9 protein-coding genes are annotated in these 11782 nt (G+C 62.2%); 7 read left to right on the top strand and 2 right to left on the bottom strand.

The annotated features are described in order from the left end of the window. Positions 1 to 55: 55 nt before the first annotated feature. The 4 genes from N3C12_07435 to N3C12_07420 all read left to right on the top strand — a co-directional run bounded on the left by N3C12_07435 (position 56) and on the right by N3C12_07420 (position 5064). Positions 56 to 835, top strand: a complete 780-nt coding sequence (locus tag N3C12_07435) for a TraR/DksA C4-type zinc finger protein (protein ID MCX8072266.1) — start codon at positions 56 to 58, stop codon at positions 833 to 835. A gap of 65 nt (positions 836 to 900) precedes the next feature. Next, a complete protein-coding gene (gene ilvD / locus N3C12_07430) occupies positions 901 to 2814 on the top strand; it encodes a dihydroxy-acid dehydratase (protein MCX8072265.1) in 1914 nt (637 codons plus the stop codon). Positions 2815 to 2862: 48 nt separating this feature from the next. Then, a complete protein-coding gene (locus N3C12_07425) occupies positions 2863 to 4071 on the top strand; it encodes an acyl-CoA dehydrogenase family protein (GenBank protein MCX8072264.1) in 1209 nt (402 codons plus the stop codon). Positions 4072 to 4092: 21 nt separating this feature from the next. After that, positions 4093 to 5064, top strand: a complete 972-nt coding sequence (locus N3C12_07420; GenBank protein MCX8072263.1) for a DUF882 domain-containing protein — start codon at positions 4093 to 4095, stop codon at positions 5062 to 5064. Here N3C12_07420 and N3C12_07415 read toward each other — a convergent pair. Further along, the gene (locus N3C12_07415) at positions 5061 to 6575 is read right to left on the bottom strand and encodes a DASS family sodium-coupled anion symporter (GenBank protein ID MCX8072262.1); all 1515 of its coding nucleotides are present in this window, start codon (positions 6573 to 6575) and stop codon (positions 5061 to 5063) included. The two genes, N3C12_07420 and N3C12_07415, sit on opposite strands and share 4 nt — an antisense overlap. A 132-nt stretch (positions 6576 to 6707) precedes the next feature. Between N3C12_07415 and N3C12_07410 the strand changes: the two genes are divergently transcribed. From N3C12_07410 to purB, 3 genes are all read left to right on the top strand, one after another. Continuing rightward, positions 6708 to 7775, top strand: a complete 1068-nt coding sequence (locus tag N3C12_07410; GenBank protein ID MCX8072261.1) for an Mrp/NBP35 family ATP-binding protein — start codon at positions 6708 to 6710, stop codon at positions 7773 to 7775. Further along, on the top strand, positions 7772 to 8950 hold the full coding sequence (locus tag N3C12_07405; GenBank protein MCX8072260.1) for a hypothetical protein: 1179 nt from the start codon (positions 7772 to 7774) through the stop codon (positions 8948 to 8950). Before N3C12_07410 ends, N3C12_07405 begins: the two co-directional genes overlap by 4 nt. Positions 8951 to 9056: 106 nt before the next feature. Then, positions 9057 to 10475, top strand: a complete 1419-nt coding sequence (purB, locus tag N3C12_07400) for an adenylosuccinate lyase (GenBank protein ID MCX8072259.1) — start codon at positions 9057 to 9059, stop codon at positions 10473 to 10475. Between the two features lie 33 nt (positions 10476 to 10508). On the opposite strand, the gene N3C12_07395 is transcribed toward purB, so the two are convergent. Further along, entirely contained in the window at positions 10509 to 11777 is a 1269-nt protein-coding gene (locus N3C12_07395) for a peptidoglycan DD-metalloendopeptidase family protein (protein MCX8072258.1), read from the bottom strand. Between the last annotated feature and the right edge of the window lie 5 nt (positions 11778 to 11782).

Here is an 11782-nt window from a genome sequence, read left to right as displayed (position 1 = left end):
CACTGAGGTAAGTCAAACCAGCGTTCGCAGCGAAAGACTCAGAAGGAACCCTGTTATGAAAGAAAGCGAGCTATTGAAACTGGCCCGAGAGCTGCGCAAACAACGTGCGGCCTTGCTGCACGCCGTGGCCGAAACCGAGGCCGACCTGGCAGCCATTGCTGCCGAGCGGGAGGCCGAGCTCGAAGAACTCGCTCAGGAGGAACGCGCAGCGCGGCTTTACGATCGGCTCGGCGAACACGAACGCCGTGAGCTTGCCCTGATTGAGGATGCCCTCCGCCGCATTGCCGAAGGGAGCTACGGGGTTTGCGTCGACTGCGGCGGAAAAATTCCCATCGCTCGGCTGCGTGCCATCCCGCAAACACCTTACTGTGTTAAATGCGCCGAACGTCGGGAAAAAGAAGTTCCCGAAGCGACGGAAGAAGAAGAGGAGGCCACGCCTAAGCGCGGGGGGCTGCCCGGTGATCTCGAATTGCTCTCCGACCGCGAGCTCGAAGAGGCTTTGCGCGACACTGTGCGCGAAGACGGGCGCGTCGACATGGAAGAGCTTCGCATCGTGGCTCGCCACGGGGTGGTGTATCTCGAAGGCGCCCTACCGAGCGAGCTTGAGCACCAAATCCTGCTGAAGCTGTTAACCGATGTCGCCGGCGTGCAGGAAATTGTCGACCGGTTGCAAATCAGCGAGCTCCTGTGGGAGCGAGAGGATCGGGACAAGCCGGTCGTCCCACCGGCGGTCGAGGTGCGGCCGGAGCCGCCGCAAACCGAGGACGTGGTGGAGGCCATCGAAGAAGGTAAGGAGTACGCCCCACCGGCCGAACCCTTGCCCGACGAGGACTGAGCCGAGGCCCTGCGCAGTTCCGTCCTTCGTTGCTTGCCGCCGCCCGTCGCACTACACTGGTAGCCATGAATCCCTACCGCAGCCGGGTGACCACCCAAGGGCGACACATGGCGGGGGCGCGTGCGTTGTGGCGTGCCACCGGCATGCAGGATGCTGACTTCCAAAAGCCGATTATCGCGATCGCCAATAGCTTCACTCAGTTCGTACCCGGCCATGTCCACCTGCACGATGTGGGCCAGCGGCTGAAAAAGGTGATCGATGCTGCTGGCGGCTGGGGCGTGGAGTTCAACACCATCGCCGTTGACGACGGCATCGCCATGGGCCACGGCGGCATGCTTTACTCGCTGCCGAGCCGCGATTTGATTGCCGACAGCGTTGAATACATGGTCCAAGCCCACGTGGCTGATGCCCTCGTATGCATCTCGAACTGCGACAAGATTACCCCAGGGATGCTCATGGCAGCCATGCGGCTGAACATTCCGACCATCTTCGTCTCCGGTGGTCCGATGGAGGCGGGCACCTCAGCCGGCACCCACGACGAACATGGAAACCCTCTGCCTCCGCGCAAACTGGATCTGATCGATCCGATGATCGCGGCGGGGGACGATCGTGTGAGCGACGCGGAACTTCTCGAAATGGAGCGATCCGCATGCCCCACCTGCGGATCCTGCTCCGGGATGTTCACGGCCAACAGCATGAACTGCCTGAACGAAGCCTTGGGTCTGGCCTTGCCGGGAAACGGCACCATCGTGGCCACCCATGCAGCTCGCTGGCAACTCTTCGAAACCGCTGGCCGGCTCATCGTCGAGATGGCGCGGCGCTATTACGAGCAGGGTGACACTAGTGTGCTCCCCCGCAGCATCGCGACCTTCGAGGCGTTCGAAAACGCCATGACCCTAGATATCGCCATGGGCGGCTCGACGAACACCGTGCTGCATATCTTGGCGATTGCGCATGAAGCGGGCGTGCCGTTCACGATGCGGGATATCGACCGCTTGTCGCGCCGGGTGCCCAATATTTGCAAGGTCGCCCCTTCCTCGCATTACCACATCGAGGACGTGAATCGCGCTGGCGGCATTTTCACCATCCTCGGGGAACTCGATCGTGGCGGGCTCATCCATCGTGACGTGCCCACGGTCCATAGCCGAACGATGGGAGAAGCCATCGACCGGAATGACGTTCGCCGCCCCACGGCTTCACCCGAGGCACGCCAGCGCTCGCTTGCTGCTCCCGGCGGTGTGCGCACGACAGTGGCTTTCTCGCAGGCAACCTATTATGCCGAACTCGACAGCGACCGGGTGAGCGGTTGTATTCGCAGCCTGGAGCACGCGTACAGCCAGGATGGTGGGCTTGCCGTTCTTTACGGCAACCTGGCTCCCGATGGTTGCATCGTGAAGACCGCGGGTGTCGACGAATCGATCTGGACGTTCGAGGGACCGGCTCGCGTGTTCGAGTCGCAAGAGGAAGCCTGCCACGCGATCTTGAACGACAAGATTCGCCCGGGCGACGTCGTCGTCATTCGCTACGAAGGGCCCAAGGGTGGGCCGGGCATGCAAGAAATGCTGTACCCGACCTCCTACATCAAGGCCAAACAACTCGGTAAAGTGTGCGCATTGGTTACCGATGGTCGTTTCAGCGGCGGCACTTCGGGACTGAGCATCGGGCATATCTCACCGGAAGCGGCCGAAGGCGGCGCGATCGCGCTCGTCCGCGACGGGGACCGCATCCGCATCGACATTCCCCAACGCAAGATCGAACTGCTTGTGGACAAGGCCGAACTCAAACAGCGGCGCATTGCCGAAATCGAGCGAGGAGCCGCCGCGTGGACGCCGCGCAACCGCCAGCGCGCGGTCTCGCCAGCGCTACAAGCGTACGCGCTGCTCACGACCAGCGCAGCGCGCGGTGCGGTGCGCGACTTAAGCCAAGTCCGCCGCAACGGCCGGCGCTCGAACAGTAACGGTCGGAAGTCGGCCCGGTAAAGTCCGACGGGCTTGTTCCTCCGCCGCATCTTGCCGACAATGGCTCACATGAGCGAGCCACACACTGCCCTGCCTTCGTGGAAAGAGTTTCCCCTCTATGCGCCCACCGAGGAACACCGCTTACTATTGCGCACCGTCGAAACCTTCGTGCGCGAGGAAGTGGAGCCCCAGGCGCAGGAGTACAATCGAGAAGAGCATTTTAACCGCGCACTCTTCCGCCGCGCGGGGGAACTCGGGCTCCTTGGCTTGACTGTTCCAGCGGAGGACGGCGGAGCCGGATTAGATGCTACCGCGGCAGTCATCGTGCACGAGGCCTTGTCGTGGTCGGACCCCGGCTTTTGCCTGGCATACCTAGCCCATGCGGTGCTGTTCGTGCACAACTTTGCCACCAATGCGAACGCCGAACAAAAACGACGTGTCCTCCCTAAGGTCATCTCCGGCGAATGGATTGGCGGGATGTGCATGACCGAACCGGAGGCCGGTACCGATGTGCTCGGCATGCGCAGCACTGCCGAGCGGCGCGGGGACCATTACGTGCTGAACGGGCGTAAAATGTTCATCACCAATGGCGCACTGGACGATCACACGTTGGGCGACGTCTTCCTCGTTTACGCCAAGACTGGCGGGAAAATTAGTACCTTTCTCGTGGAGAAGGGCTTTCCTGGCTTCAGCTTAGGACAACGGCTGCACGACAAACTCGGCATGCGAGCCTCGATGACTGCCGAGCTGGTGTTCGACCAGTGCCTCATCCCGGCAGTAAATCTGATTGGGGAAGAAGGCGCGAGCCTGCAGCATATGATGCGGAACCTAGAAATCGAGCGGCTAGCGCTGGCGGCGATGTCGCTCGGCATTGCCATGCGCTGCCTCGAAACCATGGTCCGTTATGCAAACGAGCGGCGCGCGTTCGGCGTGCCACTACGCGAGCACGGGCAAATTCAGCGCTACATCGGTGACTCCTATGCCGAATTTCGAGCCGCCCGCAGCTACGTCTACGACGTGGCGCGCCGCCTCGATTTGCGTTCCCTGGGCAACCGCGCGGATGCTGATGGCGCGAAACTCTTCGCGGCTCGGGTGGGGAAGGACATTGCCGACCGCGCCATTCAAGTGCTGGGTGGCTACGGGTACATGGGCGAATACGTCGTCGAGCGACTCTGGCGCGACGCCAAGCTCATCGAAATCGGCGGCGGGACGATCGAAGCGCACGAGAAAAATATCACCAAAGACCTTTGCCGCGCTCCCGAGTGGATCCGTCGCTGACCGCAAGCTTTGCAAGTTGCCATGGTGCGTTTGCCCCCCAAAACGAGTTGGGTGCTCCTGTGGCTTCTGCTGCCACTTGCCGTGTTTGCCGAAAGCGGGCGTGAGCGTCGTGCCGGAGATGATCGCCAGCCGCTTCGCTTTTTCTTTGCCGGCACGGGGCAGCTCGAACTCGAACACGCGCACTTTTCCGAGCAGCTCCGCATCCAGTATCGACACGCTGACGGCTCGTACAACCCGCAGGCGCTCGCGCAACTGAACCGCTTTTTCCGTTCGCGCGGCGATGGTCGTATGCAACCTATTCCCCTGAGGCTGGTCGAGCTCCTCGCCTACATTCAGAGCCGCTATCGGGCGCGTCCGATGGTGCTCCTTTCCGGCTACCGGAGTCCAGAGTTTAACGAAGCTCTCGGGGAGCAAGGCCGAGCGGTTGCCCTTGCCTCGCTGCACACGCAGGCCTTAGCCGCCGACATCACCATGCCCGGCATCGACTTGCGCAAGCTCTGGCTGCGCCTGCGCACCGAGCAGGTTGGCGGCGTTGGCTTTTATGAGCGCCAGCGCTTCTTGCACGTCGATGTCGGCCCGCCCCGGTTTTGGGAAGAAAGTACCTCACGCGTGGGCGAAAATCTTTCTGCGGGCAATGCCCGGATGTTCGCCCGAACCGACTTCGACCGCTACGCGTCACTCGGCAACGCCCAGATTCGCCTGCACAGCATCACCGCGCTGCCCGTGCGGATTGCGGCTACGGTCACCGTCGCCGACTCGCAAAGCGACTGTGTTGTTGGCGAGCTCGTGGCGCTCGATTCGCGAATTGCACTCGAGGACCACTGCTGGCTTATCCGCGAACCAGCCGAGCGCTACAACTTCGAGCTCCGCACCGTCGATCCCCATTGTTCCCTGCCTAAACGCCAGCGTATTCGCCTGCGGTTGGTCACGTGCGAGCCGCGCATCGAGCGCACCCCCGATGCAGTGCTCACAAATCCCATTGAGCTGCGCTAGCGGTGTGCCAACACCCACAACCCAAGCACGGCTACGCCGCAGGTCACCACTAAGATTCCTGCCAGGTCGAGAAGAGCACCGTAGCGGATCATGAACGTCAACGGCACTCGACCCGAGCTGTACACGATGGCGTTCGTCGGCGTGGACACGGGCAACAAAAATCCCAGCGAAGCGGCCATCGTGGCCCCGAGTGCCGGCAACACCGGATCGGTTCCGGCCGCTCGAGCAAATGCAATCGCCACCGGCACGACCATATTCGCAGCACTCGTGTTGCTCGTCGTCTCCGAAAGCGCGGTCGCGGCTACCGTCGCGGTGAACAACAAGCCTAAGGGTCGCTCGATCCCGAGCGCTTGCGTGAGCGCCCGCCCGGCCGCTTCCGCGAGCCCCGTATGAAAAGCCAAGTTGCCGAGGGCTAAGCCGCCGCCATAAAGGAACACAATCCACCAGTCGATGCGTGCCGCTTCCTCCCAAGTCAATGTGAAGCGGTTGCGTCGTGCATCGATGGGCAAGACAAACAACAAGCTCGCACCTAGGAGCGCGGCCACTCCTTCTGGGAACGTCGAGATGAGCCAGATATAGGCTGGATGCTCTCGGCCGCAGAACAGCGCCACGACGCCGGGAGCAATCCACAAGCTCACCGTAACCAGAAACGCCAGCACGGTGTTGCGCTCGCCAGCACTCCACGAGCCCAAGGCCTGCCGCCGCTCCACAAGTTCGCTCCTGAGCGCCATGAGCGCCGGTTCCAAGCCGCGCCCCAGATGGCGAAAGCGAAACACCATCCAGAACCAAAGTACGAAAACCACCGGCATCGCCACCAACATCCAACTAAAGAACGGGATTTCCGCTGCGCCGCTCCGTCGCAGGAAGCCCAAGCCAATGAGATTGGGAGGCGTTCCCACCGGCGTGGCGAGGCCGCCAATCGATGCGCCGAATGCACAGGACAACAACAAGCCCGCACCAAACCGACGTACGGCTCGCGGTCGGCCACCTTCTTGTTGCTCCAATGCAGCGAGGATGGAGAGACCGATCGGGTACATCATTGCTACCGTGGCCGTGTTGCTGATCCACATCGAAAGCAACGCGGCGGTTCCCGAGTAGGCCATCAACAATGACCACGGGCTCTTGCTGGCAATTCGCCACGACAAGATTCCCAGCGCCAGACGCCGGTCGAGCCCGTGCACGAAAATGCTGCGAGCCAAGATGAAAGAGCCGACAAATAAGAACACCAGGGGATCGGCAAAGGGTGCAAAAGCCTCGCTAGCGGGAGCAACGCCGACGACGACCGCCACCGAAACACCGACGAACGCTGTCATCGCCATCGGGATTGCTTCGCTCACCCACAACACCCCCACGGCAGCCAAGATGGCAGCTAAGCGGTGCGCAGGTAACGGTAAGCCGAGCGGGGCCCACCATACAGCGAGGAAAACGAGCGGGGCAAAAACGAAACCCAGACGCGCCCGCCACACGTCGAACCGCGATTGCTCGATCCCGCTCGCCTCGTCCGGCTGCAACCTTTCCTCCGCTACTCGGACCAAGGACCAAATCTGCCGCCGCCACGCAAGGGAGTGAGCCCCGCTGGCGGCTCATCCCCCCGATGCCTGCACCTCGCTGCCGGGGCCGACCCACGCTATGGTCGGAACACCATGCCCACGCCGCAAGAAATCCTCGATCAGTTGAAGCGGGTGAAGTACCCCGGCCTCGGTCGCGATATCGTTAGCTTTGGTTTCGTACGCGACATCGAAGTGGGCTCGTTTGGCGTGACCGTGACCTTAGCTCCCACCACCCGCGACGCCAACATCATTGAACAACTGCGCCAAGCGGTAGCGACCACCGTAGCCGCGATGCCCGGAGTGGGGCAGGTAGAGGTGGTGGTCACCCAACCAGCTCCCGCATCACGGCCCTCTTCCAGACCCAGCGGCACCATCCCGGGCGTCGAACGTACTCTCGCGGTGGCCAGTGGAAAGGGTGGAGTGGGCAAGTCGACCGTTGCCGTCCACCTGGCATACGCCCTCGCCGCCAAAGGACACCGTGTAGGCCTGCTCGATGCCGACATATACGGCCCGAGTGTCCCGCAAATGGTGGGGGCGCATGGCGGCCCTGCGGTGACACCTGACCGGCGTATCGTGCCCGTGGATGCCCACGGAGTGAAAACTATCTCCTTGGGTTTCCTTATCGATCCGGGCACTCCTGTCATTTGGCGGGGCCCGATGATCACCAAGGTCCTGACGCAATTCTTCCAAGATGTGGTGTGGGGGGAGCTCGATGTGCTCGTGCTCGACCTCCCGCCCGGGACTGGTGATGCGCAGCTCACCATCGCGCAACAACTTGCCCTCACGGGTGGAGTGATCGTCACCACCCCGCAAAGCATGGCCCTGGAGGACGTTCGTCGCGGCGTCGCGATGTTTCGCGAACTACGGGCGCCGGTGCTGGGGGTGATCGAGAACATGAGCTTCCATGTGTGCCGGAGCTGCGGCGGGAGAAGCGAACCGTTCGGTCATGGCGGAGGCCAACGCATGGCAGAGGAGCTGGGCATCCCGTTTCTCGGAGCGCTGCCGCTCGTCGCCGAACTGATGCAGGCCGGAGAGCGCGGCGTCCCGCTCGTGCTGTCTGCGGCAGAGCATCCCGCCAGCCAAAGTTTCCTTGCCCTTGCGGACACGGTTTGGGACGCGCTCGAGGCACGCGGACAAGTCGCGCTTCCACAGGTTTCATGAAGCGACTGCTGCGCCTCAGCTTTGCCTGTAAAAATTCAACGGATCCTAAACTTCTGCGAGGACGCGGCCTCGCATTCACCCTCGTGCTCGAAATTTGCCTCCTTGCAGCTGTTTCCGCAAAAGGGCTCAATCTCAGCGGCGTGCTTCTCTACGGAGCCGATGAGCGGGCGGAAATTATCGGCCCTATCTGGCAAACGGGCAACGCGGACGGAACTCGGCCTTTAGGTTTTACTCGCTGGCCCCTTCCCGGAACCCGAGGTATGCCCTTCCCACTCGCGCCGGACGGAAGCTTGCGCGACCGAAGCGGCAGGCTGGGGCTACCTCTTTGGTCTGGTGCGCACGTCACGCATCTCTTCTGGCAGTTCCGCCCTGGCGAGTTTCCCGCTGCGCTGGTTTTGAACCTTTTCTTCGATGGCGACTTGCTGTCGCCAGGGATCAGTGTGTTGGTGTACGGTCGATACGGCCTGACGAACTTCGTACCCAATCCTGCTCCTTACACACTATCTTTCGACCTCAACACGGTTCCGAATCCGACCAGCGCTGAGTTCACCGATGGCAGCACCATCGCACGGATTACGGCAGCCTTCTTTTTCTCCAGCTCGCCCGCGGAGCCCGAGTCCCTCCAGTGGCGTCCCGCGGATCTTGTGAATGTGGACCGTGTGGGACTCGACCGTCTCGATCCCGACGGCCTGCCGGACGGCGTGTTGGTATTTCAGCTCGATGTGCTGCCGGTCCAATCGCCAGCCACCAGCACCACCGGCAGGAGGGATCAGCCGCTTGCGGGAGTCAGGCCTACCGCACCGAGCGGAGCTTTCGGCTGGCTCGTAGCTCCGGAACAACCGCAACCTCGTGCGGCTTCGGCAAGTTCTGCGAGAGCCTCCCTCGAGCAAACACCTGCAGCGCTCGCCACTGTGGCTCCGACACCACCGCCGAGTGCTGCCGCGAGAGAGACCCCCGAAAGCACGCCCGAAACCGAGTCAGCGCTGACACCTTCAACTCCACAGCCTACGCCGCACGCCACCGCTTACACAACGCGCACGGCTTCACCCGCCGCACGCCGCTCGACACCCACAGCCAAACCTACAGCCAGAGGTACGGCCTCTCCGGCACCGCCATCTCCACGGCTAAACGAGGAGCCCGATCCCTCACCGGTCAGGACACCAACGGGCGACTGAAGTCTCTGCGGAAGAACGGCCGGCCACGGTCGCACCCACCCCTTGTCTGGCAGAAGCCTGCGGAGTTGCGTAAACAAGCTTCGCAATGTCCAACGGTGAACCTGGCCTGCCGCCAGCAGACGTCTTGGCCGAACGTTACGCGAGCCCGGAGATGACGGCCATTTGGTCGCCACGGGGCAAAGTCATTCTGGAGCGAGAGCTCTGGATCGCCATTTTGAAGGCGCAAAAAGAACTTGGCCTGGACATTCCTGACGAAGCCATTGCCGCTTACGAGCGTGTGAAGGAACAAGTCGACCTCGACAGCATTCGCCGCCGCGAGCGGGTGACCAAGCACGACGTCAAAGCGCGCATCGAGGAGTTTTGCGCTCTTGCGGGCTACGAGCACATCCATAAGGGAATGACCAGTCGCGACCTCACGGAAAATGTCGAGCAGTTACAGATTTTCCGCGCGGCAACCCTGGTGCTCGAAAAGGCGGTGGCGGCGGGGGGATGGCTCGCCAAACGAGCCGAAGAGTACCGAGACACCGTGCTCCCCGCCCGCACCCATAACGTGCCTGCGCAGCCCACAACCTTTGGCCGTCGGCTCGCCATGTACGGCGAGGAGTTGCTCCTCGCCATCGGCCACTTGGAGTGGTGGATCGAGCACTACCCGCTGCGGGGGCTTAAAGGGGCTGTGGGCACGCAACTCGATTTGCTGACTCTCTTCCACGGGGACACAGCGAAAGTCGAATGCCTCGAACACGCAGTGCTCCGCTTTCTCGGATTCCAGCGGTTGCTAGGGGCAGTCGGGCAAGTCTACCCGCGCAGCCTGGATGCCGCTTTGGCCGGCATCTTGGTGCAGCTCGGCTCGGCACCGAGCAGCTTTGCGAAAACTTTACGCCTGATGGCCGGGGCCGAACTCGCCTCGGAAGGTTTTGCCCCTGGCCAAGTTGGCTCCTCGGCCATGCCACACAAGATGAACGCGCGCAGTTGCGAGCGCCTCAATGGCCTCCACCTCGTGCTGCGCGGCTACACAATGATGCTCGAGGGCCTGGCCGGCGATCAGTGGAACGAAGGCGACGTTTCGTGTTCGGTCGTGCGGCGAGTGGCATTGCCAGGGGTGTTTTTTGCGATCGATGGTTTGTTGGAGACCTTTCTCGCTGTGTTGAAGAATTTCCACTTGTTCCCTGCAGTCGTTGCCACGGAATGGAAACGGTACGCACCGTTTTTGGCGACGACGACGCTGCTCATGGAAGCAGTGCGTCGCGGCGCCGGCCGCGAGCGCGCCCATGCCCTCATTCAACAAGCGGCACAGGCAGCGGCTACTGCCCTGCGCGAAGGGCATAGCCGGTGGGACTTCGCGGGTTATCTCGCCGCTCAATCCGAATTACGTCTCGACCGCGCCACCATCGAGCGGATTCTGAGCGAGGTCGAGCAACTCACTGGTGCCGCGCGACATCAAACAGACGCTTTCCTCAAGGCAGCAAGGCAACTGTTGGAGAAGTACCCGGCGGCCAAACGACACGAACCGCGAGACGTGCTGTAACAACGCCAGCGCTGCACAGCGGGCAAGCGCTACTCAAGGTTGCAGCGACACCATCGCTGGGCGCAGCGATGTGGGCAACGCCGCCACCATGGTTGACGCTACCGGGGGAGCCGGGCGCACGAGGGCAGAAATTTGCCGCAAGAGCGTGCGCTTGGCTTCGGCAAACCGCGCTCGATCTTTGACCTCGCGGCGGAGTTCCACTTTCGCCGTCAACGGGTTCTGGTACTGGCCGTTACGAAACAGAGCAAAGTGAAGGTGTGGGCCGGTGCTCAGCCCGGTTTGCCCCACCCACCCGATCACTTCGCCTTGGCGCACAGCTCGACCGGCCTTAATGCCAGGCGCAAACCCTTTCAGATGAGCGTACGTGGTCGACCAACCATTTTCGTGCCGGATCTCCACTTGGTTGCCGTAATCCCCCTGCCACCCCGCAGACACAACCACGCCGTCGCCGGCCGCACGCACCGGGGTGCCAATCGGGGCCGCAAAGTCGACACCGTGATGAGCGCGCGCCACATGCAAGACCGGGTGAAATCGCTGGCGGGAGAAATGAGAGGAAATCCGGGTAAATTCTACGGGAAATCGTAAGAAGCCGTTCGCAATAGTACGGCCCTTCCCGTCAACGTACACGCCTTCCCCGCCATCGTTGTAAAAGAAGGCCTGCACTACGTGCTTCCCGCTACGAATCTCGGCGGCCAGCAGCTTGCCCGGCGATAGCGGGCGCCCATCCACGCTGGTTCGCTCCTCGTAAAGTACGCGGAATCGGTCGCCTGGCCGCACGCGACGAAAATCGAACTCCCAACCCAACACGTCGGCCATTTTTGAAAGGATCGCCTCCGGAATCCCAGCCTGCCGGGCCGCCGCGGAGAAGGATTTCGTCACCACTCCTTCACGCGCCACCATACGTACGCGCGCTTGCAAAGGCTCGGTTTTTCCCAAGAGATGTTTCCCGCGCCGCGTCACGGTCACCCGCACACAATCGTCAACTTCGTAGCTCAACCCCATCAAGGTCGGGCCGCGAAACTCCAACCGCAAGACGTGCCCTGGGCTCAACAGAAACTCCCCGGCAGCGGCATGCATGGCCTCGTCCCAGCGGAGAATTTCGCTTGGCTGTAAACCCCGCTCGGCCAAAATGCCGGTGAGAGTTTCCCCGCTCGCCACGACGTGTCGTTCGAACTTCACCGCCTTGTTTGCCGCTGGATGGGTTGCGGCGCGTGGCTTCGCGGCGATTGCTGGAGTTCCCAGCAGAAGACAGGAGATCACCACCGGTACAGCAAGCCATCCTTTCCGTCGTGCGTGGTTCACCGTCG

This window comes from Candidatus Binatia bacterium, assembly GCA_026415395.1.
Lineage (GTDB): Bacteria > Desulfobacterota > Binatia > HRBIN30 > HRBIN30 > HRBIN30.
The sequence above is the reverse complement of the archived record's forward strand: the minus strand, read 5'-3'. Positions and strand labels throughout refer to the sequence as shown.

Coding starts and splice junctions, on each gene's coding strand:
- N3C12_07435 (MCX8072266.1), top strand. CDS start 56: ATGAAAGAAAGCGAGCTATTGAAACTGGCCCGAGAGCTGCGCAAACAA.
- ilvD (MCX8072265.1), top strand. CDS start 901: ATGAATCCCTACCGCAGCCGGGTGACCACCCAAGGGCGACACATGGCG.
- N3C12_07425 (MCX8072264.1), top strand. CDS start 2,863: ATGAGCGAGCCACACACTGCCCTGCCTTCGTGGAAAGAGTTTCCCCTC.
- N3C12_07420 (MCX8072263.1), top strand. CDS start 4,093: ATGGTGCGTTTGCCCCCCAAAACGAGTTGGGTGCTCCTGTGGCTTCTG.
- N3C12_07410 (MCX8072261.1), top strand. CDS start 6,708: ATGCCCACGCCGCAAGAAATCCTCGATCAGTTGAAGCGGGTGAAGTAC.
- N3C12_07405 (MCX8072260.1), top strand. CDS start 7,772: ATGAAGCGACTGCTGCGCCTCAGCTTTGCCTGTAAAAATTCAACGGAT.